At 59.9% G+C, this 24,750-nt stretch carries 20 protein-coding genes and 2 tRNA genes; 9 read left to right on the top strand and 13 right to left on the bottom strand.

Features of this window, described 5'->3' with window-relative positions:
• Window positions 1-266 precede the first annotated feature (266 nt).
• From dnaN to gyrB, 4 genes are all read left to right on the top strand, one after another.
• Window positions 267-1,448 carry a DNA polymerase III subunit beta gene (dnaN, locus tag QWU43_RS09555; RefSeq protein WP_370914827.1) on the top strand — a complete coding sequence of 394 codons (1,182 nt, stop codon included), beginning with the start codon at window positions 267-269 and terminating at the stop codon, window positions 1,446-1,448.
• A gap of 60 nt (window positions 1,449-1,508) precedes the next feature.
• Entirely contained in the window at window positions 1,509-2,735 is a 1,227-nt protein-coding gene (gene recF / locus QWU43_RS09550; RefSeq protein ID WP_370917726.1) for a DNA replication/repair protein RecF, read from the top strand.
• Window positions 2,732-3,292, top strand: a complete 561-nt coding sequence (locus QWU43_RS09545) for a DciA family protein (protein WP_370917725.1) — start codon at window positions 2,732-2,734, stop codon at window positions 3,290-3,292. Before recF ends, QWU43_RS09545 begins: the two co-directional genes overlap by 4 nt.
• Before the next feature lie 172 nt (window positions 3,293-3,464).
• Complete coding sequence (gyrB, locus tag QWU43_RS09540; RefSeq protein ID WP_370914923.1) at window positions 3,465-5,546, top strand: DNA topoisomerase (ATP-hydrolyzing) subunit B; 2,082 nt, start codon at window positions 3,465-3,467, stop codon at window positions 5,544-5,546.
• 72 nt (window positions 5,547-5,618) lie between these two features.
• Here the strand turns inward: gyrB and QWU43_RS09535 are convergent, their stop codons facing one another.
• Window positions 5,619-7,019, bottom strand: a complete 1,401-nt coding sequence (locus QWU43_RS09535) for an aldehyde dehydrogenase family protein (protein WP_370914824.1) — start codon at window positions 7,017-7,019, stop codon at window positions 5,619-5,621.
• 202 nt (window positions 7,020-7,221) lie between these two features.
• On the opposite strand from QWU43_RS09535, the gene QWU43_RS09530 reads away from it, so the two are divergent.
• A complete protein-coding gene (locus QWU43_RS09530) occupies window positions 7,222-8,217 on the top strand; it encodes a helix-turn-helix domain-containing protein (protein WP_370917724.1) in 996 nt (331 codons plus the stop codon).
• Window positions 8,218-8,296: 79 nt separating this feature from the next.
• Here QWU43_RS09530 and QWU43_RS09525 read toward each other — a convergent pair whose 3' ends face one another.
• The 7 genes from QWU43_RS09525 to gyrA all read right to left on the bottom strand — a co-directional run bounded on the left by QWU43_RS09525 (window position 8,297) and on the right by gyrA (window position 15,440).
• Entirely contained in the window at window positions 8,297-9,664 is a 1,368-nt protein-coding gene (locus QWU43_RS09525) for an NAD(P)/FAD-dependent oxidoreductase (RefSeq protein WP_370917723.1), read from the bottom strand.
• A 50-nt stretch (window positions 9,665-9,714) separates the two neighbouring features.
• Window positions 9,715-11,151, bottom strand: a complete 1,437-nt coding sequence (locus tag QWU43_RS09520; protein WP_370917722.1) for an APC family permease — start codon at window positions 11,149-11,151, stop codon at window positions 9,715-9,717.
• Window positions 11,152-11,382: 231 nt separating this feature from the next.
• Window positions 11,383-11,826 carry a hypothetical protein gene (locus QWU43_RS09515; protein WP_370914820.1) on the bottom strand — a complete coding sequence of 148 codons (444 nt, stop codon included), beginning with the start codon at window positions 11,824-11,826 and terminating at the stop codon, window positions 11,383-11,385.
• A gap of 327 nt (window positions 11,827-12,153) precedes the next feature.
• Window positions 12,154-12,226: transfer RNA gene (locus QWU43_RS09510), tRNA-Ala, on the bottom strand.
• A gap of 9 nt (window positions 12,227-12,235) precedes the next feature.
• Window positions 12,236-12,312: transfer RNA gene (locus QWU43_RS09505), tRNA-Ile, on the bottom strand.
• Window positions 12,313-12,441: 129 nt separating this feature from the next.
• Entirely contained in the window at window positions 12,442-12,786 is a 345-nt protein-coding gene (locus QWU43_RS09500; protein WP_370914819.1) for a DUF3566 domain-containing protein, read from the bottom strand.
• A 2-nt stretch (window positions 12,787-12,788) separates the two neighbouring features.
• Window positions 12,789-15,440: a DNA gyrase subunit A gene (gene gyrA / locus QWU43_RS09495; RefSeq protein WP_370917721.1), complete on the bottom strand. Its 2,652-nt coding sequence runs from the start codon at window positions 15,438-15,440 to the stop codon at window positions 12,789-12,791.
• Window positions 15,441-15,593: 153 nt separating this feature from the next.
• On the opposite strand from gyrA, the gene QWU43_RS09490 reads away from it, so the two are divergent.
• Together QWU43_RS09490 and QWU43_RS09485 are read left to right on the top strand one after the other, a co-directional pair.
• On the top strand, window positions 15,594-15,803 hold the full coding sequence (locus QWU43_RS09490; protein WP_370914817.1) for a CopG family transcriptional regulator: 210 nt from the start codon (window positions 15,594-15,596) through the stop codon (window positions 15,801-15,803).
• Entirely contained in the window at window positions 15,800-16,084 is a 285-nt protein-coding gene (locus QWU43_RS09485) for a TetR family transcriptional regulator (RefSeq protein ID WP_370914816.1), read from the top strand. Before QWU43_RS09490 ends, QWU43_RS09485 begins: the two co-directional genes overlap by 4 nt.
• Window positions 16,085-16,179: 95 nt before the next feature.
• On the opposite strand, the gene QWU43_RS09480 is transcribed toward QWU43_RS09485, so the two are convergent.
• On the bottom strand, window positions 16,180-17,097 hold the full coding sequence (locus QWU43_RS09480) for a hypothetical protein (RefSeq protein WP_370917720.1): 918 nt from the start codon (window positions 17,095-17,097) through the stop codon (window positions 16,180-16,182).
• Between the two features lie 207 nt (window positions 17,098-17,304).
• Here QWU43_RS09480 and QWU43_RS09475 point away from each other — a divergent pair, with 207 nt between their 5' ends.
• Entirely contained in the window at window positions 17,305-17,829 is a 525-nt protein-coding gene (locus tag QWU43_RS09475) for a peptidylprolyl isomerase (RefSeq protein WP_370914814.1), read from the top strand.
• 203 nt (window positions 17,830-18,032) lie between these two features.
• Window positions 18,033-18,734 (top strand): rhomboid family intramembrane serine protease, encoded by a 702-nt coding sequence (locus QWU43_RS09470; protein ID WP_370914813.1) that lies wholly within the window; start codon window positions 18,033-18,035, stop codon window positions 18,732-18,734.
• Between the two features lie 489 nt (window positions 18,735-19,223).
• Here the strand turns inward: QWU43_RS09470 and crgA are convergent, their stop codons facing one another.
• From crgA to QWU43_RS09450, 4 genes are all read right to left on the bottom strand, one after another.
• Window positions 19,224-19,490, bottom strand: a complete 267-nt coding sequence (gene crgA, locus QWU43_RS09465; RefSeq protein ID WP_370914812.1) for a cell division protein CrgA — start codon at window positions 19,488-19,490, stop codon at window positions 19,224-19,226.
• A 188-nt stretch (window positions 19,491-19,678) separates the two neighbouring features.
• Window positions 19,679-21,712, bottom strand: a complete 2,034-nt coding sequence (gene pknB, locus QWU43_RS09460) for a Stk1 family PASTA domain-containing Ser/Thr kinase (protein WP_370914922.1) — start codon at window positions 21,710-21,712, stop codon at window positions 19,679-19,681.
• A gap of 2 nt (window positions 21,713-21,714) precedes the next feature.
• Complete coding sequence (locus QWU43_RS09455) at window positions 21,715-23,277, bottom strand: protein kinase (protein WP_370914811.1); 1,563 nt, start codon at window positions 23,275-23,277, stop codon at window positions 21,715-21,717.
• 20 nt (window positions 23,278-23,297) lie between these two features.
• Window positions 23,298-24,749 (bottom strand): peptidoglycan D,D-transpeptidase FtsI family protein, encoded by a 1,452-nt coding sequence (locus QWU43_RS09450; protein WP_370914921.1) that lies wholly within the window; start codon window positions 24,747-24,749, stop codon window positions 23,298-23,300.
• Window position 24,750: the final 1 nt, after the last annotated feature.

Here is a 24,750-nt window from a genome sequence, read left to right as displayed (position 1 = left end):
GAGGGTGTGTGAGTAAACAGCGCTTCGGAGCTTCCCACCGAAATGACACAACGCCCTGGGATCACCTGAGTTTGTGATTCCAGGTTTCACCTCGACCGCTCGCCGGGTACGTTGGTTTGTAATCACATGAGGCGGTGTCCCAGCCCGGTCGAACCTGGTCGGTGACAACGCTCCGGCAGTAGTGAACATCGTCCCGGTGAATCACCGGTTCACGTTCGTGTGCCGCGGTGCAGTGTTCGACCACGTCTTGAGGAGCTTCACGAAGCATGGAGTCACAATCGGTGTCATTCAGGGTTTCCAAGGATGACCTGGCCGGAGCCGTTTCCTGGGTCGCACGGAGCCTTCCGAGCAAACCCACCCAACCTGTTCTTCGCGGAATGCTCATCACCGCTGACGATGACGGCCTTGAACTCGCCGGATACGACTACGAGGTTTCAACTCAGGTACGGATCCCCGCGGAGGTCTCTGATCCGGGTCGGGTAGCTGTTGCCGGAAAGCTGATCGCTGATATCACGTCGACCCTGCCCAATAAACCCGTTGAAATCGAGCTCAGCGGATCGATTGTCCAGGTCAGGTGCGGTTCATCTCGTTTTGAGCTGCCGAGCATCCCCCTTGATGATTACCCTCGTCTGCCGTCTCTGCCGGAGACGACCGGAACGATTAATCCGAAACTGTTCACAGAGGCCGTGACCCAGGTGGCCACTGCAGCAGGCAGGGATGACACGCTTCCGATGCTGACGGGTGTTCACATGGAAATCAATGGTCCCGAACTGTTGCTCGTCGCAACAGATCGCTTCCGGATGGCTGTGCGCACACTTGGATGGAACGCGAAGGATGCCGATGCAACGGCAAAACTCTTGATCCCGGCGAAAACACTCCTCGAGAATGCCCGGACTCTGGATGGCTCTGACGGAGACATCGAAATTGCGGTTGGTTCGGGTACCGAGATCGGAAGTGAGGGCTTATTCGGCGTTCACGCCGACGCACGTCTCACCACCACCAGACTTCTGGATGCGCAGTTCCCGAACTTCCGTCCACTTCTCCCGAAAACCCACAAAGCTCTCGCGAGCGTTGAGATAGCTTCACTCATTGATGCCATTCGTCGTGTCGCGCTGGTAGCGGACAGAAACGCGCAGATCAGAATGGAATTCTCTGAGGGGCAGGTCATTCTCTCCGCCGGCGGTTCCGACGCAGGGCACGCAGAGGAGATCGTCCAGTGTGCGTTTACCGGGGAACCGTTGCTGACCGCCTTCAATGCCAGTTACCTTAAAGATGGCCTCTCGGTCGTGCGTACGGAACGCGTGGTCTTCGGTTTCACGGATCCGTCGCGGCCCGCGATCCTCATTCCGGAACCCCCGGAACTACCGGAAGCCGACGAGGACGGAACCTTCACCACACCTGAAACTGACTTCACCTACCTCCTGATGCCGGTTCGGCTTCCGGGCTAGTTCAACCGGGCCCATTGCAGGCTGGTCAGGTGATTCGTTTGAGAGGCTGAGAGGCGAAGCGTGCACATCCGTTCCCTGACGTTGCGGGATTTCCGTTCGTGGCGCTCACTTTCACTGGATCTGCGTCCGGGTGTGACGGTTCTTGTCGGTAGTAACGGACACGGTAAAACTAATATCGTTGAAGCTGTCGGTTATCTGGCTCACCTTGTTTCGCACCGGGTCTCCAATGATGCACCGCTCGTGAGATCCGGAAGTCGGGATGCCCGGATCTCAGCGGTGGCAGTCAACGACGGTAGAGAACTTGTAGCTCATCTGCTGATCAAGCCTCGGGGTAGTAATCTCGCACAACTGAACCGCACCAGACTCGACTCACCCAGGGGCTTGTTGGGTGTGGTCAAGACCGTGCTTTTCGCACCGGAGGACATCGCACTCGTCAGGGGGGAGCCGGCCGAGCGGCGGCGCTATCTCGACAACATTCTGGCGACGCGTTATCCGCGGATTGCGGGAATCAGAGCGGATTACGACAAGGTGCTCAGGCAACGAAATGCGCTTCTTCGTTCCACCTCCGGGACACTGCGTCGCGGCTACGGCAGTGATGAAGGAGCGGCTGCCCTGAGCACACTCGACACCTGGGACGGGCAACTTGCGTTATACGGCGGGCAACTCACGGCGGCCCGAATTTCTCTGGTCGAGGAACTGTCTGACCATGTGGTGACGGCATATCGGATTATTGCACCGGAATCGAGGTTACCGAGCCTCAACTACCGTAATAGTGTCGTAACGGCGCCTTCCGGATGCACGGATCCGAGTGTCCTGGAGGCGGCAATGCTCGCTGATCTGGCTCGTAACCGCAGCAGAGAGATAGAGCGGGGAATGTCTCTCGTGGGGCCACACCGTGATGATCTGGAACTCATGCTCGGAGAGGAACCTGCGAGGGGCTTTGCTAGTCACGGGGAAACCTGGTCCTATGCCCTGGCACTCCGGCTCGGAGTGTTCTCTCTGCTCCGAAATGACGGTACTGATCCGGTGCTGATACTCGATGATGTGTTCGCGGAGCTTGACGCTGCACGGAGGAAGGCACTGGTGAAGATAGCCATGACCGCAGAACAGGTTCTCATCACCGCAGCTGTCGATGATGATCTTCCCGAGAATCTTGATGTCACCGGAGCACGGATTCACCGGGTCACAATGGTTACGGATGGCTCCGGCAGGTATTCGGTCCTCGATCAGGTTTCCGGTGACTCGGCAGGGACCGGGGATGAGACGTACCAAGGGGAACAGTCATGACAACCCCGGAGGAGCGGGCTGATTCCGTTGCGGCTGCTTACCAACACATACGTGCTGTCGCACGAAGGCGGGGATCACGGCTCCCGAGCGGAGGACGCGGGTCCGGTAGGAACCGGGACCTCCGTGGTACTGAGATTTCATCCGTCCCCGTCCATAAGGTCGGTCGTCCATCCGGACCGGATGGACGGGCGCTGCGTCGGCTGGAAACAACGGAATCAGTGGGATCAGTCCTCGGCGGTGAGATTCGGCGGCGGGGGTGGGGGCGCTCAATGGCCGGAGGATGGGTGAAGGCGAACTGGAATCTACTCGTCGGGGATCGGATCGCTCAACACAGTGAGGTGCAGATGCTGAAGGATAAACAGTTGTTCATCACCTGTGACTCAACAGCATGGGCAACTAACCTGCGTCTGATGCAACGAAGGATCCTGCAGGTCATAGCTGAGAAAGTTGGGCCTGATGTGGTGTCGGAGCTGAAGATTTTCGGTCCTTCTCAACCGAGTTGGCGGAAGGGACCGCTCCATGTGAAGGGGAGAGGCCCCAGGGATACCTATGGATGACTCTGTGTGGTGTCTGGAGTGCTGGGAAACGAACTGGGTATTTCCGTTTTTAACGGGGTGTGAGGCCTTCTGACGCACGCAAGAGCGTGTTCGGTAGGTACCCATGACCGTGTAGGATAAAAAGGTCCAGATACAACTTCAGCAAGGAGCCAAGGACACCGTGGCAGACACCGTGGCAGCAACCGAACACCACTACGACGCTTCATCTATCACGATCCTTGAGGGTCTGGAAGCCGTCCGTAAGCGGCCCGGCATGTACATCGGTTCCACCGGTGAACGCGGACTGCATCACCTCGTCTGGGAGGTTGTCGACAACTCCGTCGATGAAGCAATGGCGGGGTACGCCACCCGTGTCGACGTCACACTTCTCGCTGACGGTGGTGTCCAGGTCGTTGATAACGGTCGTGGTATTCCGGTCGAGATGCACCCCAGCGGTATGCCAACAGTGCAGGTCGTCATGACGCAGTTGCATGCCGGAGGCAAATTCGACTCTGAGTCCTATGCTGTTTCCGGTGGTCTGCATGGTGTCGGTATCTCTGTCGTCAACGCTTTGTCCACCCGCGTCGAGGCCGACATCAAGCGTGAGGGTCACCACTGGTTCCAGAACTTCAACCAGGCCGTTCCCGAGGAACTCCAGCAGGGCGGTCGTGCCCGCGGAACCGGTACCACGGTCCGATTCTGGCCGGACGCGGACATCTTCGAGACCACTGAGTTCAAGTTCGAGACGATCGCCCGCCGCCTGCAGGAGATGGCGTTTCTGAACAAGGGTCTCACCATCACCCTCACCGATCAGCGTGTTACCGAGGAGCAGGCTGAACTCGACGAGATCGCGGAGAAGGGTGTTGATGAAGCTGAACCACTGACCGGGGATTCCTTCGATGAAGCGGAGATCGCCGCGGAGGCGGCCGAAGCCGCAGAGGCGGCTGAAGCCAGAGCCGCCGGCAGGACGGTGAAGAAGAAGGTCAAGACCCGGACCTACCACTACCCTGACGGGTTGAAGGATTACGTCAATGCGCTGAACAAATCGAAAACTCCGATCCACCCGACCATCGTCGCTTTCGAGGCGAAGGCAGAGGATCATGAGGTCGAGATTGCGATGCAGTGGAACAGTGGGTACCAGCAGAATGTCCACACGTTCGCGAATACCATCAACACCTTCGAGGGCGGTTCCCATGAGGAAGGTTTCCGCGCGGCATTGACCACGCTGCTCAATCGTTATGCGCGGGAACACAAGTTGCTCAAGGACAAGGAGCCGAACCTCGCCGGCGAGGATTGTCGTGAAGGATTGGCGGCCGTCGTCTCCGTTCGAGTTGCGGATCCGCAGTTTGAGGGACAAACGAAGACGAAACTCGGTAATACCGAAGTCAAGGGTTTCGTTCAGCGCATGGTCAATGAGAATGTCATGCACTGGTTGGAGGCGAATCCCGCCGAAGCAAAAGCGATCGTCAACAAAGCTGTGTCTTCCTCCCATGCGCGGCTCGCTGCGCGCAAGGCTCGGGAATTGGTGCGTCGGAAGTCCAGTTCTGACATGGGTGGGCTTCCCGGAAAGCTCGCTGACTGTCGCTCCAAGGACCCACGTAAATCCGAGCTCTACATCGTGGAGGGTGACTCCGCAGGTGGTTCTGCGAAGAGCGGCCGGGAGTCGATGTTCCAGGCTATTCTTCCGCTCCGTGGAAAGATCCTCAATGTGGAGAAAGCCCGCCTCGACAAGGTCCTGAAGAATAATGAGGTTCAGGCGATCATCACGGCGCTCGGAACCGGTATTCATGATGAGTTCGATATCTCCAAGCTTCGGTACCACAAAATCGTGCTCATGGCTGACGCCGATGTTGATGGTCAGCATATTTCGACGCTCCTGCTGACCCTTCTGTTCCGTTTCATGCCTGATCTGATCCGGGACGGTTACGTGTTCCTCGCCCAGCCGCCGCTGTACAAGTTGAAGTGGTCAAAGGGGGGTCCAACCTTCGCATACACCGATGCGCAGCGTGACCAACAGCTCGAGGAAGGACTCGCTGCGGGCAAGAAGATCAACAAGGACGATGGCATCCAGCGGTACAAGGGTCTCGGTGAGATGGATGCGAAGGAACTGTGGGAGACCACCATGGACCCGTCGGTCCGCACCCTCCGCAAGGTGACCATGGATGATGCTCAGGCTGCCGACGAACTGTTTTCAATTCTCATGGGGGATGATGTCGTGGCCAGGCGCTCCTTCATCACCCGTAATGCCAAGGACGTCCGTTTCCTCGACGTTTAGGTTGCAGTAGGTCGAATGCAGGACCGCCCCCGAAAGTTTCTCGGGGGCGGTCCTGCATGTCGGTGGAACGGATCAGCTCATGATGACCTGCGGTACCCCGAGGCTCTTCAGCCCTTGGACCCCGAACTCGATTCCGTAACCGGATTCCTTGATGCCACCGAAAGGAACCCGTGGGTCAATGGCGCCGTGATTGTTGATCCACACGGTTCCAGCTTGGATGCGACGGGCGACGGCGCGGGCTGCCTCCGGGTTGGAGGACCACACCGAGCCACCTAATCCGACCGGGGAGTCGTTCGCCATCCGAACCGCCTCGTTAACATCGGAATAGCGGATGACCGGGAGTGCGGGACCAAACTGCTCAGTGGTGACCAGCTCATTGTCCGGGGCAATGTCAGCGACGATTGTGGTGGGGTAGAAGTTACCCGCTTGTCCTGGGTCCGGATCACCGCCGAGGACGATACGTGCACCGCTCTCACGAGCTGCCTCAACGAGCCCTGCGACGATGTCGTACTGTGCCCGATTCTGCAGCGGGCCGAGAACGTTGTTCTCGTCGAGCCCGATGCCCATCGGCATCTTCTCTGCGACGGCCACAAGTTCCTCCACAACTGCGTCATAGATGTCCTCGTGGACATAGAGACGCTTCAGGGCGGCACAGGTCTGACCGGTGTTGATGAATGCACCCCAGAACAATCCTTCGGCGATTTTCTCCGGGTCTGCGTCGGGGAGCACGATACCGGCGTCGTTACCGCCGAGCTCGAGGGTCAGACGGGCGAGATTTTCGGCCGCCGAGCGCATGATCGCTTTACCCGTGGGTGTGGATCCGGTGAACATGATCTTGTCGATGTCAGGATGTGCACTGAGTGCAGCACCAACTTCTCCGTCGCCGGTGACGATGCGGAAAACATCTTCGGGGAGGACCGTATTGATGACGTGGGCCAGTGCGAGAACCGATAGTGGTGTGTTCTCGGAGGGCTTCATGACGACGGTGTTTCCCATCCGGAGGGCGGGGGCGAACTGCCAGACAGCGATCATCATGGGCCAGTTCCACGGGCCAATGGCGCCAACGACACCGATGGGACGGTACTCCATGACAGCGTGCTTCTCGCCGTCATCCACGATCACCTCGGGCTCGAGGGGAAGAGCGGCGGTGGTGCGGAGCCAACCGACACATCCGCCGACCTCGAAACGAGCATTCGGTCCGTTGAGTGGCTTGCCCTGCTCTCGGGAAAGCAAGACGGCGAGCTCCTCGGCGTGCTTTTCGACCGCATCAGCCGCTGCGTTGAGTAGTTCACGCCGCTTGTCGTCGCTGAGGGCGGCCCATGCCGGTTGTGCTTTCCGGGCTGCAGCAATTGCGCTGTCCAGGGTTTTGATGTCACCCACCGGTGCATGGGCGATGAGATCCCCCGTGGCGGGATCGTGGATGGGGCTACCCGATTCCACGGAGATGATGGACAACAGATCTGCTGCGCTCATAGGCTCGCTCTCCTTATGGTTGAAATCATATTATCACTATAGTGTGAGCTATAACACTGTCAACGTGTTGTCTCAGAGTGCGGATGAATTGGTTTAGAGCGTCGGAATGCGCCCGGTGGGGCAGGTGGGTGATCTCCTTTGCCAAAAAGTGTCACCACCAATGGTTGCACGAAATCCGCGCCAAATATGAGGGGAGAACAGGATGGTCACCGTGACACGAAGGCGGGAATGGCGGGACAGGTCGGTGCCGCAGGAGTATCCCTACGCGGAGTGGTGCGAGATCGCCAACAACTCCTTCACGCCCCTCCAGATCGCAACATCCGATCCGGCTAATTTCCGGGCGACGGTTCAGGCGATTCAGGTTGGGGAAGTAGGAATTATGGATCTCCGTTCCCCGGCACACACTGTCGTCCTGGAAAGTTCACACATTGACGTGCGGCAGGAACCCTGGTGCAAACTGTGCCTGCAGATCTCGGGCCAGCTCATTGTTCGGCAGGACGGACGAGTTGCCGATGCCCGCCCCGGAGATCTCGTCTTCTACGAGACCAGTAGACCGTTCACGTTGGAGTACACCTCCCATCAACGGAGTCTGATGTGGCATTTCCCGCAGGATCTGCTGATGTCGAGTCGGGTGAACACGACGATCCGGACCGCCACCGTGCTTCCCGGAGAATCGGACCTGGGCAGGCTGGTGATTCCCGGTTTACGGGGATACGCTGACCGGCTCTCCGCACTGGGGGCCATCGATGGTTCCTACGCCACGGAGATTGTGCACGCTGGATTATCCGGCGCATTGGCGGCGATCTCCTTACTTGGTAAGGAGATGGATGGTTCGGCGACGGCATCGACGAACGCACTGTTCACCGCCGCCACGACCTACATTGAGGATCACCTGAGCGATCCGGCGCTATCACCGGCGATGATTGCCGACAACCTTTTCGTGTCCGTTCGGCAGTTGCATGCTCGATTCCGTGCGGAATCCACGACGGTGGGTACCTACATCCGGGGTCGCCGTCTCGAAGAGGTCCGGCACGCACTGCTCGAACCGCGCAACGCGAACCTCAGCGTGGCGATGCTGGGGGCACGCGTGGGTTTCCATGATGCCTCACACCTGAGTAAGGCATTCAAGGCGAGATACGGGGTCTCCCCTTCGATGTACCGGCGCAGCAGAGGACTGCCACTCAGGAGTAACCGTTGAGGGTTCCCCGTATATCGCAGCGCATCCCTTCGATATGGCGTGGTTCTGCGCGCGGGTGTGGGCCTGTGGACGGGAGATTCTAGCTGTTCTGGCTCTCCTGAAACTCTTTGATCACCGCGCGGGCCTGGGATATGCCTGATTCCAACGCGCCGTCGACAACGACACCCCGCCATCCTTTCGCCCAGTCAGCCCCCGCGAAGTAGAGGCGGGAGGCGGTGTCGAGGAAGTGGCTCCATCCGTCGATGAACTGCCCCTTCCTCAGGGTTGCCCACGCCTGGCCGCTGTACTTGTCGGCCACCCAATCATGCCCGGTGCAGTCGATGACCTCGAGGGGCAGGTCCCAGACTTCCAGGATCCGACGAGCGGAGTTGGGATTTTCAAGATCGATGGCTGTGTGATCGGGACCGAACCCGACGAGAATGGTCGCGTCATCATCGGTGAAGTACTCGCTGCGCATCACGGTCACCGGGCCTGGCGAGGGGGCGTAACAGAGGATGCTGTGGTGGCCCTTCACCTTGATCCAGATTTTTGCTCCGGTAGAGTTCCATTTCTGTTCGATTACCCGGCACATGTCGGGACGGAGCGGTGGTGAGAATTCGATGGTGGATAGTGCCCCAACGGGGACGGTCACGATTACCGCATCGGCGTTCTCGGTGGCTCCGGATTCAAGAGTGATCCGTGCACTGTGATCAGTGTGTTCCACCCGGGACACGGGACTGTTGAGATGGATTGGGCAGTTGAGGTCTCCGGCGATGCCGTTGTAGAGCTGCTGCATGCCGTCCACGAGTTTGAAACGGAGGGTCTGCTCATCGACGAGGGAGAGTCGATTGTCGCAGAGCGCGGCCCATTGCTTCGCCATCAGTGCGGAACCCTCGTAGGGGTTTCCGATGTATCCGGCAGACCAGTATCCGTCGCAGAGGTCACGTTCCTCCGGGGTGAAGTCATCCGTGCATAAGGCATCCATGACGCTGGCTGCGTCAGCCTGACGGAATCTCTCCTTCAACTCCTCGCTGGCTGAAGATCCTGCGTCGAGAATCGCGAGGGGGCGATAGGGCTGCGGGAAGAACTCGTGTGAGTTCTCGAAGATCTTTGCCATCGGCCGGGCGAGAAGGCCATCGAGTTCGTCCTCCGTTCCTTTCTTCACGGTGTCACCTGTTCGCCAGTAGGCGGTGTCGCAGAAGGGACTAGCTACGATCTCTGCGCCATACCTGGTGATTTCGGACCAGACGTGGGGCTGGTGCCAGTGCACCCAGGTGGCCCCCATTTCGAGTGGTTGTCCGAGGCGGGTGTCCGTCCAGGCACGTCCTCCAATGCGGTTGCGGGCCTCGTGGATGACCACCTCGATTCCGGCGGTCTCCAGCTCGCGGGCGGCGGCGAGACCGGCGAAGCCGGCACCGATGACGATGACCTTAGGCGGCGTGCCGGTTCTGTGTCCGGATGCGTTCATGGGGAGGTTCCTTTCGGTGGTCGGTGGATGTGGAACGGGTCAGGTACGGGTCAGGGGATCTCGACGTGATTCACACCGGTGGTGTCCAGGAGTTGTTTCTGCCGGATTACACCAGCAAAGGCCGCGGCCACGATGAGGCCCGGAAGGATGAAGGTGAGCATCGCGGGCTGGTCATCACCGATCATGAGTGAGAAGTTCAGCAGGACGAGGAGTCCGATCAGTGCGAGTCCGATACCGCTGACGATGGGGGCGATGCACCGGGTCCAGAGTCCCAGCACCTGTTCCCCGCGTCCGAGATGGCGGGCGATGGCGAAGGACGTGAGAGAAAGCAGAATGACCAGACCGAGGGCCGCGGTGTTGGTCAACCAGGTGAACAACGTAATGACGGGAAACAAGGGGGTGTTGCCATTCATGGTATCGGCACCCGCAAAAATGACGATGACGGTAAAGGCGAGAACAGATTGTCCGAGGGACCCGACGTGTGGGGTTCCGTCGTGGGAGATCTTCCCGAAAACCTTGGGGAGAACCCAGGCTCGCCCTAGTGCGAACGCGTACCGGGCCGCAGCGTTGTGGAAGGCGATGAGGGCGGCGAACAGACTGGTGATGAAGAGGAAACTGGATAACAACGAGAATGCCGGGGAGAAGTCCTCCAGCCACACGAACATAAGGTCAGGCCCGAATTCACGGGAGCTGTCGATGATTCCACTCGGTCCTATGCCCATGGAGAACGCCCATGCGGAGAAAGCATAGAAGAGGGCGATGATCCCGACGGCGATGAATGTTGCCCGGGAGACGGTCCGATCGGGGTCGATGGTCTCCTCTGAGTAGATGGCTCCCGACTCAAATCCCATGAACGCCGCGATCCCGAACGCGAGGAGAACGCCGACCCCACCGGTGAAGAAATCACCGGGGCGCAGGGTGATCGTGCTGATTCCCTCCGGTGCATGAGTCAGCCCGAGAGCACAGACCACGGCGACGACGAGGAATTCAAGAGCGACAAGGACCGTAAGGATACGGGCGGAGAGTTCGACGTGTCGAATGCCGAGAAGACCCACACAGAACCATCCCAGCAGTGCGGTGGTCCACCAGGGCAGTACCAGCGGTGTGACCGATGCGAGTGCCCCGGACAGTGCGAAGCCGAACAGGCCGTAGAGACCGATCTGCATGAGGTTGTAGCACAGCAGCGCGACGAGTGAGGAGGCGACGCCGACTCTGTCTCCGAGGCCCTTGGAGATGTAGGCGTAGAAGGCTCCCGCGTTCTGGATACGGGTGCTCATCGCACCGTAACCGAAGGCGAAGATGGCGATGAGGATTCCCAGGACGAGGTAGGCCACGGGGACACCCAGTAGACCGGAGACCGCAAAGTTGGTGGGCACACCTCCGGCGAGAACGGTGAGTGGGGCGCTGGCCGCGATGATCATGAAGACGAGGTGAGGTGTGGTCAGTCGCCGGATACCCGGCTCCAGTTCGTGCACGTGCTGAGCCATGTGATCCTCCTGGATGGGAAATACGTGGACTCAGCGTATGAGACGGATCACAATTTATGGTTGTGTGTGAGTGCTACAGGTTTGTGATGTGATGCATGACTCGACAGGGGACGGACATTGAATACCCCTGATCCGGGAATTCGGAGAGGTGACCTCTTCCGTTTCCTTCCGCTGGGTATGAACAAACCCCCGGTCCGATGGCGGAGCGGGGGTTCGGTTTCATGGGGTCAATCAGGCGGCGTATTTTTCGATGATCCGTCCGAGACCATTGAGGCGCTCGCCGATGATGCCGGTAAGTTTCCCGCGAACCGACGAGTAAACCTTGCTTATCGCTGGCTGGTTGATTTTCCCGGCATTGCGGTCGGCGACAGCGAGGATAGAGTCCGTCACGTCGGCGCGGTGTGCGTCGAGATATGTGCCGAAATCGCTGGTTGGGCCACCTTGACGGTAATTCTGCCAATGCGGGTCGAGAGCTTCGCAGAGCTCGGGCAGGAGTCGACTGACACCCTTGGAAACCACGTTCGCGTCAGCTTTACGTGCCGCTCCGACGGCGCCTTTGATGGCCATGCCTGTGAGGCCGGAGAGATCGGCGACCGAAGAGTCGATGAACGTCGCCATGTCCGTGACGACGGCGTCCCGGTGAGATCCGGTGAGTTGGGTCTTGAGGTCGGTCATGGGTGGTGTGTCATCCCCTGGTGCTTATTGTGGGTGTGCTTCAGTTCTACGGACTACACCTTACCTCGTGGGGTGGGTGGGCTGTGTTGGCCCCGAAAATGACACGAGCGCTCTTCATTCGAGATCGGGAGATCTCGAATGAAGAGCGCGTGTCAGTGATGTTGTGACTCTTCCGCCACAGCAACCAAACTTCACAAGTTAACTGTAGTCACAACAGTCACAGATGTTACACACTTCCGATGTTTTCGACTACTTGTGGTGGCGACGTACCCCCGGTAACGCAGAAAGCCGGTTCAGTCAATGACTGAACCGGCTTTCTTATCCTTGTGGAGCATAGGAGAATCGAACTCCTGACCTCCTGCTTGCAAAGCAGGTGCTCTACCAATTGAGCTAATGCCCCAAGTTCTGATGGTGGGCCTAACAGGAATCGAACCTGTGACCTCTTCGTTATCAGCGAAGCGCTCTAACCGACTGAGCTATAGGCCCTTGGAACGAGACTGAACTTTACCCAGCGGACACTGTTAAAAGCAAATCCCCTGGTGAGGTGAGTTCCGGAACTGATTCCGGGTGTGTGGGCACCGTATCGGAAAGGTACCCACACACGGTGGAGACGGATCAGTAATCACCCTCACTGAGGGTGATGACGATGCCACCGAACAGTTCGACCATGCCGTTGTAGATCACTGCGGTCAGTGGCGCGAGGATCGTCACCGCAATAGCGGTGACAGCACCCAGGAGACTGGCTAAGGACAGCACCGTTCCAAAGGTGATGACATCGCTGCCCCCTACTCCCGTCACGATGCTGTTCAACTTCGCCCAGATACCGAACTGATCGAGTCCGTAGTACAGCAGGGTGACGCACAGAATCCATGCCGCCAGTGCAGCGAGGGATAGTGCCAGTGCGGTCCGGAATGCCGACAACGGGGATATCCGTGTGACGGTTACTTCCTGAAGGTTCATCACTAGTCCCCGTTCTCATCGGTGTCGGGATCCCTGTGGAGTGGGACTCCGTTGGCGTCAAGGTTAGTGCTTCCGGCGCGTCGGACGCCGGGAATATCCGTGGTTTCGGAGTCATCGAGGGTGGAGGACGCCGGGCCCTTGGCGGCGCCGGTGGCGACAGCCTCAGCGGTTTCCTCCCCCTCCCCCTCGACGTTACGGTCGATGGCGAGTAGTTCAACACCCTTCTCTAGGTTGACCAGCCGCACACCCATCGTCTGCCGCGAGGACGGTCGGATCTGGCCGACCTCCGTACGGATGACCCCGCCCGCAGAGGTGATGGCGAAGATCTGGTCATCGTCGTCGACTGATAGGGCACCGATGAGCTTGCCGCGCTTCGGGGTGTACTTGAAGGTGGCGACACCGAGTCCACCCCGTCCTTTTGTCGGGTATTCCTCCATCGCAGTGCGCTTCCCGTAACCCCCGGATGTGGCGACCAGTAGATAGTCGCCTGTACCGACGACGCACATAGCGAGGAGCTTGTCATCGCCACGGAACCGCATTCCCTTCACACCGGCGGTTGCACGCCCCATTGGGCGCAGGGTTTCGTCATCAGCGGTAAACCGCATCGCCTGACCCTCCTCGGAGATGAGCAGGAGATCATCCTCATCGGAGCACAGCGAGGCACCGATGAGTGAGTCACCCTCGTTGAGGTTGATGGCGATGAGACCGCCGGAGCGGACGGAGTCGTAGTCCGCTAGGCGAGACTTCTTGACCCGGCCGTGTGCCGTGGCGAGCACCAGGTATTCGGCGTCGTCGTAGCCTTGGATCTGGATGACCTGGGCGATTTGCTCACCGGGCTGGAACTCCAGAAGGTTTGCGACGTGCTGACCGCGGGCCGTCCGGGAGGCCTCGGGTAGTTCGTAGGCCTTGAGCCGGTACACGCGACCGTAGTTCGTGAAGAACAGGATCCAGTCGTGGGTGGAACACACGAAGAAGTGCCGCACGACGTCGTCGCTCTTCAGCTCCGCGCCGCGGACACCCTTGCCACCCCGTTTCTGGTTGCGGTAGGCGTCGACCTTCGTGCGCTTGGCGTAGCCGGTGGAGGTGATCGTAGCCACGACGTTCTCGCGTGCGATCAGATCCTCCTCGGTGACGTCACCGGTGGCACCGATGATCTGGGTCCGGCGTTCATCGCCGTACTTCTCGACGATCTCGGCCAGCTCGTCGCGGACGATTTCCCGCTGCCGCTCGGGGCGGGCGAGAATGTCCTTGTAATCAGCGATGATCTCCTCGATCTCGGCCAGACGGTCGACGATCTTCTGCCGCTCCAGGGCGGCGAGCCTGCGAAGCTGCATCGCGAGAATCGCATCGGCCTGGATCTCGTCGATGTCGAGGAGGTCAATGAGGCCGTTCCGGGCGATGTCAACAGTCGCAGACGCCCGGATCAGAGCGATGACCTCGTCGAGCATATCGAGCGCCTTGACCAGGCCACGCAGGATGTGGGCCTCTTTTTCAGCCTCATCCAACAGGTACTGGGTGCGGCGGATGATGACGTCGACCTGATGCGCGATGTAGTGGCGCAGCATCTGATCCAGGCGTAGGGTGCGCGGCACCCCGTCGACAATCGATAGCATGTTCACGCCGAAGCTGGACTGCAGTTGGGAATGCTTGAACAGATTGTTCAGCACGACGCGCGGCACAGCATCCCGCTTCAGGGTGACCACAATGCGTAGACCGACACGGTCGGAGGACTCGTCGTCGATCCGGGAGATACCGGCTATCTTGCCCTGGTTCGCCTGTTCGGCGATGTTGAGCACCAGGTTGTCCTTGTTGACTTGGTACGGCAACTCGGTGATCACGATGATCTGCCGGTTACCGTCCTCCTCGATCGTGGTCACACCGCGCATGCGGATCGAGCCACGGCCCGTGGTGTAGGCGTCCTTGATGCCCTGGTCACCGACGATGAGACCGGCGGTGGGGAAATCAGGGCCCTTGACGAAGCTCATGCACGCCTCAAGGGTCGTTGCCTCGTCGGCCTCGTAGTTCTCCAACATCCAGAAGATCGCGTCACCCAGTTCGGTGAGATTGTGCGGCGGGATGTTCGTGGCCATACCGACGGCGATACCACCCGAACCGTTCATCAGGAGGTTAGGAACCCGGGAGGGGAGAATCACCGGTTCAAGGTTCTTGCCGTCGTAGTTCGGCTGGAAATCGACCGTGTTGGAGCGGATGTCCCGCACCATCTGCATCGCCAACGGAGTCAGGCGGCACTCGGTGTAACGCATGGCGGCGGCACCGTCGTTACCGCGGGAACCGAAGTTACCCTGTCCGTCAATGAGTGGGTAGCGCATCGACCAGGGTTGGGCCATGCGGACCAGGGTGTCGTAGATCGCGGAGTCACCGTGCGGATGGTAGTTACCCATGGTTTCCGCGACGGGCTTCGCGGACTTTACGTAGGAACGGTCGGGGCGGAAGCCGCTGTCGTACATCGCGTACAGCAGTCGTCGGTGCACGGGCTTCAGACCGTCGCGCACCTCGGGCAGTGCACGGCCGACGATGACCGACATCGCGTAGTCGATGTAACTGCGTTGCATCTCCTCGCCGATGTCGATTGGATTGATCCTGTCGAAGAGGAGCTCGCTGCCGTCGTTGCCGCCGGAGTTGTCGTCGCTCACGGGTCACCTAATTTCCGTCTAGCAGGTTAATGGAGGTCTTGATCTCGACCATTCTAACCCGCTGAAATCCGGAAACGGGCTCTCAGTGCCTTACAGAGCGAAGAAAAGCAGAACCTTGGTATCAATCAGGTATCAAAGGCGTAGTCTCGGATCATGGCCATGACACTTCGCCTCACCGACGCCCAGGACCGGGCACTCACACTCCTCGCCCAGGCACAGGGCACCAGCAAACAGGAAGCCGCGACGCGGGCGATTGTCGCGACGGCCGCCCGCGTACTCGCGGACGCAGAAGTCGCTGAACTGGCGCGGACCGTCGTCAATGGTTACGCGGAAAATGAGCGACGCCTACGGCACGGACGATGACCCCCGGACCCGCCGTCCGCCCGATCACTCCGGAGCAGCTTCTGATCATTGCCGATGAGGTGATTGCTATACACCGGGTCCATGTCCGCGACTACGCACTACTCGCCGGGGCTGCAGCCGTGACCGCAGCCGCATATGGAGGGGTTCGCGTCCATCAGGATGTGCGCTCCGCCGCAGATGCCCTATCAGAGGCCATCATCCGGCTTGCACCCCTTGATGACGCCAATGACGTCCTGGCAGATGCCGCAGCCGAAGTGTTAAGGCGGGTAAATGCCCGTTGAAACACATCATCGTTAGGGCATGAAAACAGCACCGGATATCCCATTATGAGATATCCGGTGCTGTTTGCTTCGGTCACGGAAAATTACTTGTGGCCCTACTTTTTGTCGTCGGCCGCACGCTTCACGTCGTCGGCCGCATTCTTTACGGCGTCCTTGGTGTCGTCTGCGATGTCTTCGGCTTTGTCTGCGGCGTCATTTACGGCGTCCTTGGTGTCGTCTGCGATGTCTTCGGCTTTGTCCGTCACAGCCTCAGCGATGTCCTTGGTCTTCTCAGAGGTTTTGTCGATGATGCTGTCCTCACCGGTGGAGTCACCCCGGCCGAGAAGTTCATCGGCCTTCGCCCGGGCTTCCGCGAGACGCTCGCTCGCTCGCGCCCTGGCGGAAGCGGCGGCATCAGCTGCTCTGTCTGCGAGGTGATCTGCCTTGTCAGCTAGATCCGCGGTGACTGCGGTGTCGGATCCTGCGGCGTGGTCCCGTACGTTGGGTGGGTTGGTTCCTGGTGTGTCTGCGCGGCCACGCAACCAGTAGATAATTCCGGCGACGGTGGAAACCAGGAGCGCGAGGAGTGTCAGATTCGCGAGTCGACCGCGGCCGCCACCACCAGTGCAGAGGTTACCCAGGAAGTTCGTGCGCTCCGCTTTCTTCTCGGCCTTCCTGCGGGCCTTTTCTGCGGCTTTCCGGGCCTTCTTCATTGTCCTGCCACCTTTCTTCTCAACGTCCTCGGTGAGCTGAGCGCCTTTTTCCTCGGCCTGCTCACGGAGCTGTTCGAGGCGGTGCCGAGCCTCCCGGAGCAGCGCACCCGCCTGTACCTGGGATTCCTCGGTCAGGGAACCTGCCTTGGTGGCGAATTCGTCGCGGACCTGGCTTATCGCCTTGCGGCGATCCGCGTAGTCGTTCGCTCGGGCGACGAGATCGTCATAGCTGTTGACCTTGTGCTGGGAACGGAAATCGCGGGCAGAGCCAAAGGCCTGTCGACCGAGTTTGTACGCCATCCGAATGGTTGTGGGGTTCACGTGTTTCTCCTTGGTTGAGACGTTCAGTGACCCAGTCGAGTACACCGGAGACGAAGGAGGCGGGGGTGAACCGCCACCGTACGACCGGAAGTACTCGTCGGGCTGTGGTGTATCCAGCGTAACCTGCTATGCCCCTGTGGGGGCATCACGGATGCTGGTATGGGTGGGAATCGGCATCGGAGTCGCTGGTTGACTAGCATGGGACACATGACAAACAAGACCGCGACCGCGATCCTCCACACCAACCGTGGTGACATCACCATTGATCTCTTCGGAAATCATGCACCGAACACCGTCGAAAACTTTGTTGGTCTCGCGCAGGGCACGAGTGAATACCGGGCGAATAATGCAAGTGGTTCTACCACCGGTCCCTTCTACGATGGCTCAGTGTTCCACCGTGTGATCGATCAGTTCATGATCCAGGGTGGAGACCCGACGGGAACCGGGCGTGGTGGTCCGGGCTACCAGTTCGCCGATGAGTTCCACCCTGAGCTTTCGTTTGACCGTCCTTATCTGCTGGCCATGGCGAACGCGGGTCCGGGTACGAACGGTTCCCAGTTCTTCATCACCGTTGCACCGACTCCGCATCTCAACAACCGGCACACCATTTTCGGTGAGGTCACCGACGAGGAGTCGAAGAAGGTTGTCGATGCCATTGCAAGTACCGCGACTGACCGCATGGACCGGCCCACGGAGCCTGTCGTCATCGAGAGCGTCGAGATCACCGACTGATCCGGAGGCCCGTGGCGTGTCAGTTCCCCGACACAGCTCCGATGCCTGAAATACAAGACCCCGCACACCGTTACGGGTCGCAGAGCCAACGTGATGTGGTTCAGCGAACGTTGGGTGCGGGGTCTTTTGTCATGTTCACAGATAACTCATCGTCGTCACCGGTCTGAACGTCTGGTCCGGTGACGTGATAGTCGGAGGTTTCCATGTCCAGTCCCACTCCACCCGCACAGATGATCCGGAATCTCTACCGGCAGGCACCCGTGACCGCCTCGACTGTGGGGTTGATTGTTTTCGTGTTTCTGGTCACCGCGGTGCAGTCCCGCTCATTCACCGGAAATCTTGACCACAGTGGGCTGGGCGATGCCTGGGTATTGTATCTCCCGCTGATGGATGACTCTGTCTTTGGTCCGCTTCGCGCACTCGGTTCGGCTCTACTTCATCTGGGGATCGGGCACATGGTGGTGAATGTATTTCTCCTGTACCTGATCGGTAGAGAGACTGAGTCGATGTTCGGGTCACCGTTGATGCTCGGAATCCTTGTTACCGGTGCGCTCGGGGCTTCGGCGACGGTTGTCTGGTTGAGCCCGGATTCGCCGACGGTGGGGGCCTCCGGTGCGGTGTATGCGTTGATGGCAGTCTTCGTTGCCATTGCGTATTCGCGGCAGGATGCTCAGGTGAGTGCAGCGCTGGTGCTGATAGGTGTGAATCTCGTTTACACGTTGATGACCCCGGGAGTCTCTCTGTGGGGTCACCTCGGGGGCCTCGGCACCGGGGTGTTGCTTTCCCTCGTTCTGTTCGGTACTCGGAGTCCGAGTGGACGATGGGTTGGCGTTGGTCTGCTCCTCGGATCCGGGATCGTAGCCGTTCTGTCATGTGTGGTGGTGTTTTCCACAGGTTTCCCGTGACAGCTTCTCCGTGATCCACTATCTGTTGATAACCCCCGGCCTGTTTGTCCACCATGGCCGGGGGTTTCTGTGTGTTTTTCACCGGCAGCAGAGATTCCACAGGACTTATCCACACTGTGGATAATGACAGTTTTGTAATTCACCGTGTCTCTGAACGCTATTCGAGGCTGTGTACTGGAATTTTTCCATTTTAAGCGAAAATATGTGCGATCAATAAAAGTGGTGCACAGGTTTATCCACAGGGTGTGGAATTCTGTGGCTGAGTCGTGAAGTGAGATTATTCCACAGTTTAATCCACAGCCTGTGGATAACTTGTTCAACATTGTGTGAAGAGGTTATCCACAAATTACCTGTGTGTAACCCACCATCCCTGTGGATAACTTTGTGTGGGATTGGTGCTCCGAAGGATGTATGTGATGTGAAAAAGCCGTATCCCGGCACAGCGATCCAGATGCTGTGCCGGGATACGGCGTGTGAGGGCGGGTACGGTCAGCGCCAGCCCATGGTCATCAACAGACCCAGGATGAACAGTGAAAAGCCAATGAGATAGTTCCATGGGCCCAGCTCCAGCATGAGCGGAATCTGGGTACCGGCGAGGTAATTCACCACAAGCCACGCGAGTCCCGCCAACATGAGGCCGAACATGATGATCTTGTACCACAAGGGGGTGCCACTGGCGTTGATTTTCACCGGGACACGGTTCGAGCTACCACCAGAGATGGGGGTGGTGCTCTTGTTGATCTTTGACTTCGGCATGGTTACCTCTACAGATTGGCGTGATGTGTATTCGACGGACACCCCGGGTCGTGAGCACCGATCTACCGGGCCACGGATCCGGATACACGCCACCGGAAGATAGCCGGTGTCGACGGGGTGCCGAACATAGATGACAATCTACCAGCCCCGACACCGACACCACCGTTCCTCGGGGTGATACTGGGAGATCAGGGGCGCAGAACCTTCAACAGGTCGAACTGCTTGACCCTGATACTCACCAGCGCATCTTTCCCAGTCAATTCACCGGGCAGCGGGGTCTGACCCGCGATCTGCCCTGATTCGATCAGTGCGCCCGTCTGCACGGGTTGCTGGAGCAGTGATGTATCTGGGGAGGTCCAGCCAGCGGCCCGGAGGGCAGCGAGTGCCTGATTCACGTCCATGCCGGTGAGATCAGGAATACGGAACATCGAACCGTCGGAAACTTGGACGGTCACGGGTGTACCACGGGGGACTTCGGTACCGCTCCGGAGGACAGCGGTGACATGGCCGACGGGTAGGTCGGAGGGAACTGATTGCACGACCGGCACGAGTTTCATGTTCTCCAGTTGCTGGCGTACCGCTTCGACGGGTTGCCCACTGAGATCTGGAAGTGCCACGAGTTCCGGACCCGTCGAGACGGTGATCGTCACCTTCGACTTCTTGGGAACTTCCTCGTTCGCGCGTGGTTCCTGTTCCACGACCTTCCCTTCCGGGACCGTGTCCGAGGATACCTCCCGGACGACGGGTTCGAGAGCCAGCTCAGCTTTCACCAGTGCCCGTTCCGCTTCCTCGGTATTCAGATCGGTGAGATCGGGGACACGGGTTACTTCGGTTCCCGAGGAAATTAGAAGTGTCACGGTGGACCCGGGTTGTACGGTGGACCCGGAACCGGGGTTCGTAGCCAGTGCGATGTCCTTGGGTACGTCGGGTGAAGGTTGGCGGGTCACCGTGACCCGGAGATCAAGCTGCTCCAGACCGGTGCGTGCAGCGGCCATGGTTTTACCTGAAACATCGGGAACCGTAACGGTTCCGTCGGCGTTGATGCCGACAGCACTGCGGGAACCTCCACCAGGTCCGTTGTCGCCGATCAATGTATTGAGACCGAAGAAGGCTGCTCCGGCGACCACCACCAATCCCAGTGCGGCACCGACCCAGATACCGCGACTGCGTGAACGCCGGGGCTCGGTGTGTTGGGGTTCCTCGCTTCGGCGACGACGTCCCCCGTACTCCGGTACACGGGTGGACCCGGTGGGTGGTACCACTGGTGGGATGGCTGATCCGGGGTTGCCGGGATATGCCGTTGTGGCATCCGCTGCTCCGGTCCGGTCGGGTTTCTCCTGTTGGGCCGGGCGCATATGGCTCCGCGCGGCGTTGGATACGGCGTTGCGTCCCAGCCGGGTCAAGTCCGCGGCGAGTTCCGCTGCGGACTGGTATCTGTCGGCGGGGTGCTTCGCCATCGTCAGCAGCACCACTGCATCGACATTCAGTGCAGCCGTGGGAGTGAGGTCCGGGATGTAGGAGGAGGGCGGTTCCGGATCCTCGTGGACGTGGTTGAAGGCCACCGCGAAGGGGGAGTCTCCCTCGAACGGCGGGCGCCCGGTTACCGTCTCATAGAGGACACATCCCAGTGCGTAGACATCACTGCGGGCATCGGCAGATTTTCCTCGGGCCTGTTCGGGGGAGAGGTACTGGGCTGTTCCGATCACCGCGGAGGTCTGCGTCATCGCAGACGTCGCATCATCGACTGCTCTGGCGATACCGAAGTCCATTACCTTCACGGAACCTGTGTTCGTGATCATGATGTTCGCCGGTTTGACATCCCGGTGCACGATACCGGCGTCGTGGGAGAACTGAAGTGCCTCGCAGACGGGAACCAGTGTCCGTGCGGCTTCTGCGGGGCTCATGGGTCCGTCGCTCTGCACGATTTCACGGAGGGTCCGGCCGTGGACACGCTCCATCACGATGTACGGAATTTTGATTCCGTTCAGTTCGGTTTCCCCGGTGTCGAGAACGGAGACGATTGACGGATGATTGAGCCGGCCCGCGTTCTGGGCTTCACGGCGAAACCTCTCACGGAAGTTGACGTCCCGTGCGAGCTCCGCGCGCATCATTTTGACGGCTACCTCACGCCCCAGGAGAGTGTCCTTCGCCGCGTACACGTCTGACATGCCGCCGGTCCCGATGACCTCACCGAGTTCATAGCGCTCTCCGAGCACATGCACACTCACTGGGTCTCCTCTCCGGAATTTTCCGTGTCGGTAATTGTTCTGGTCGGTGCCTCTATGGCGGACACACCACGCATGGGGGTGGTACGTTCGGTGGTCCGGTCGCCCACGTTAGCGGCTTCCGGGACGGAAGCGTCGGTGGCGGTGTCCGGTATCGGTGGCACCACTGGGGCCGGAGTGGTTTCCCGGGTGGTTTCCCGGGATGTTGGAGGAATCTCTGATGTGGTTTCACGTGGTTGCGGTGCCGGTGTGGGTTCTGGGGCGGGCGCCGGGGCGGGCACCGTGGTTGTCGTCACCTCGGTGACGACGGACGGTTCCGGAGACTGCGTGACTGCCGGGCGGGATGGCGTTGTCTGGCCGGTCACGCCCTCTATGGTGATGATTCCGGTGGAGACGAGAAGCCATACCACTGCGGCCAATGCGCCGATGAGCAGCACCAGGAGAAAGACGATGATACCGCCGCCGCCACCGCGGGCCGGTGTGGTTTGCTGCACCGGGATGCTCTGCCGCACCGGCTGGTTGTGGTGTACGACCGGTCGCACCGGCATGGGTGGAGGACCGGATTCCACCGCGGGTTGGATCGTCGTCGGGTTGGTGACCTGTCCGAGAATACGGGTGGATTCCGTTGGTGTGGGTGCGGGTGCCCTGCGGTCCATTGCGGCCGAACGGGGTTGTGGTGGGCGTCCACCCATCCGCACCGTGTGAACAGCCAGAGCCATCTCGTTGCCGTCGGCGAATCGTCGGCCGGGGTCCTTGCGTAGCGAGATTCCGATGAGTTCCCGGGTTTGGGCGGATACGGACGCCGATATCTGGGGTGGTGCCTGGTTAATGTGTGCGATGGCGACCGAGACCGAGGAGTCTCCGGAGAAGGGTCTTCTTCCCGAGAGCATCTCGTAGCCGACGACGCCGAGGGAATAGACGTCGGATGCACTGGTCACGGACTTTCCCTGCGCCTGTTCGGGAGAGACGTACTGTGCGGTACCGACGACCATCCCGGTTCGGGTAAGGGGCACTGCTGCTGCGGCTTTCGCGATACCGAAGTCGGTGATCTTAACCCGGCCTTCCTCGGTGATGAGGATGTTGCCGGGTTTGATGTCCCGGTGGACGAGCCGCATCTGGTGGATCACGGACAGCCCGTGGGCGGCCTGCTCCAGAACGTCCAGGGCCAGGGATTCGTCGAGGTGTCCCTTTCTGGCGATGAGATCTGCGAGGGATTCGCCGCGGACGTACTCCATGACGATGAAGCAGAAGGTGTGTCCGGCGGGATCGGGGACTTCACGGTAGTCGAAGGTGCGCACGACATTGGTGGAGTTGATCCGCTCTGCAGCGGCTGCTTCATTCCGGAAACGATCCAGGAACTCACGGTTGTCGGAGAATTCGGGACGCAGGATTTTCACGGCGACGTCGCGGTCGTTGCGGACATCGGTGGCCAGCCATACGGTCGACATGCCACCGTGACCGATGATCCACTGCAGCCTGTAATCGGTGCCGATCAGACGCTGGAGACGATCGGCACCCTGGTTGTCCCCGGAGGGTTGTCTGGGGTCACTGGTGTTGGACATGGGAGTCACAGTTTCCTTTCCTAGCGTCCCGACCGGAGCACGGCATCGATGACGGCCCTGCCGATCGGTGCGGCCACGGATCCACCGGTGGCCGCCTGTCCGCGATCTCCACCATTCTTGACCAGTACGGCGACGGCGACATCGGCGTTCTCGGAAGGGCCGAAGGCGATGTACCAGGCGTGTGGATTGGAATTCCGGGAATCCTCGCCGTGTTCCGCTGTTCCCGTTTTCGAGGCGATGTCGGCGCCACTGTACCCCGCAGTGTTGCGTTCACTGGCGCGCATCATCTCCGTGAGTTGGTCGGCGACTTCGGGGCTGAGTGCGCGGTTCAGCTCCCGGGCGTCGGTACTGCGCAGTGTTCGGAGATCTGGGCCGAGAACCCTGGAGACGAGGTACGGGTTCATCCGTGTTCCGCGATTGGCAACGGTCGCGGCGACGACGGCATTCTCGAGCACCGTCATCGTCACGTCGCGTTGACCAATGGATGACTGCCCGACGGCCGCGGGATCCGGCAGGGAACCGACGGTGCCGGGAACCGTGGGCAGACCGAGATCGTAGGAGTCGGTGACACCGAACTTCTTGGCCTGCTCACGGAGTGCATCCGCGCCGACCTGTACACCGAGTTCGACGAATGCGGTGTTACAGGAGAGGGCGAATGCAGTGGCCAGTGACGCGGTCTCGCCGGAACCGCAGGCTTGTCCGCCGTAGTTCTCCAGGGTTGTTTCGGTCCCCGGTAGCGTGGTCTGCGGTGCGGCGGTGAACTGTGTTTCGGGTGTCACATCGCCGGAGAGCCCCGCGGCGGCGGTGATGACCTTGAAGGTCGAGCCGGGCGGAAGTGCGTCCTGGGTCGCATGATTGAGCAGCGGTGCGCCCGGATCGGCGGTCAGCTCGTTCCAGGCGGACACGGCGGTGGTGGAATCCGCGAGCGCCGTAGGGTTGAAACTCGGTGTGGACGCCATGGCGAGGATCTCGCCGGTACTCGGACGGATTGCGACGACCGCTCCCTCGTAACCCCGGTCCGCGAGACCTGAGTAGGCGGCCTGCTGTGCCTCGGGGTTCAGGGTGAGTTCCAGGCTCGCGCCGGACTGGGTCCGGCCGAGCAGAGTATCCATCCAGCGGGAGGCGAACAGTGACGCGTCGGTGCCGTTGAGGATGTCGTTGTACCCGAGTTCAAGGCCCGCTGCCCCGTAGATCTCGGATAGGTAGCCCTCAACCGGTCCGTAGACGACGGGGTCGGTGACGTATTCACGGTGGTAGTGCCCCTGCTCGTCCGCGATTGAACGTGCGAGGACGAGTCCCCCCGTAGAAATTTGGCCGCGGGGGATCGACTGCGTCTTGTAGTACTGACGTTTGTTCAGCGCGTTGTGTGCGTAGGCGTCCTCGCTGAACACCTGGACCCGGGTGAGGTTCGCGATGAGGATGATGATGAGGACCATCGTGAACACGGCGGTTGTGCGGATCGAACGGTTGATC

The sequence above is a fragment of the Corynebacterium sp. CCM 9204 genome, from assembly GCF_041357695.1.
Taxonomy (GTDB): domain Bacteria; phylum Actinomycetota; class Actinomycetes; order Mycobacteriales; family Mycobacteriaceae; genus Corynebacterium.
The sequence above is the reverse complement of the archived record's forward strand: the minus strand, read 5'-3'. Positions and strand labels throughout refer to the sequence as shown.

Bases quoted from the DNA above. Each gene is read 5' to 3' on its own strand.
- QWU43_RS09500 (WP_370914819.1), bottom strand. From the start codon at position 12,786: ATGAACCTTCAGGAAGTAACCGTCACACGGATATCCCCGTTGTCGGCA.
- QWU43_RS09535 (WP_370914824.1), bottom strand. From the start codon at position 7,019: ATGAGCGCAGCAGATCTGTTGTCCATCATCTCCGTGGAATCGGGTAGC.
- QWU43_RS09520 (WP_370917722.1), bottom strand. From the start codon at position 11,151: ATGGCTCAGCACGTGCACGAACTGGAGCCGGGTATCCGGCGACTGACC.
- QWU43_RS09515 (WP_370914820.1), bottom strand. From the start codon at position 11,826: ATGACCGACCTCAAGACCCAACTCACCGGATCTCACCGGGACGCCGTC.
- QWU43_RS09475 (WP_370914814.1), top strand. From the start codon at position 17,305: ATGACAAACAAGACCGCGACCGCGATCCTCCACACCAACCGTGGTGAC.
- crgA (WP_370914812.1), bottom strand. From the start codon at position 19,490: ATGCCGAAGTCAAAGATCAACAAGAGCACCACCCCCATCTCTGGTGGT.
- QWU43_RS09470 (WP_370914813.1), top strand. From the start codon at position 18,033: ATGTCCAGTCCCACTCCACCCGCACAGATGATCCGGAATCTCTACCGG.
- QWU43_RS09485 (WP_370914816.1), top strand. From the start codon at position 15,800: ATGACCCCCGGACCCGCCGTCCGCCCGATCACTCCGGAGCAGCTTCTG.
- QWU43_RS09525 (WP_370917723.1), bottom strand. From the start codon at position 9,664: ATGAACGCATCCGGACACAGAACCGGCACGCCGCCTAAGGTCATCGTC.
- QWU43_RS09545 (WP_370917725.1), top strand. From the start codon at position 2,732: ATGACAACCCCGGAGGAGCGGGCTGATTCCGTTGCGGCTGCTTACCAA.
- dnaN (WP_370914827.1), top strand. From the start codon at position 267: ATGGAGTCACAATCGGTGTCATTCAGGGTTTCCAAGGATGACCTGGCC.
- QWU43_RS09490 (WP_370914817.1), top strand. From the start codon at position 15,594: ATGGCCATGACACTTCGCCTCACCGACGCCCAGGACCGGGCACTCACA.
- QWU43_RS09530 (WP_370917724.1), top strand. From the start codon at position 7,222: ATGGTCACCGTGACACGAAGGCGGGAATGGCGGGACAGGTCGGTGCCG.
- QWU43_RS09455 (WP_370914811.1), bottom strand. From the start codon at position 23,277: ATGTCCAACACCAGTGACCCCAGACAACCCTCCGGGGACAACCAGGGT.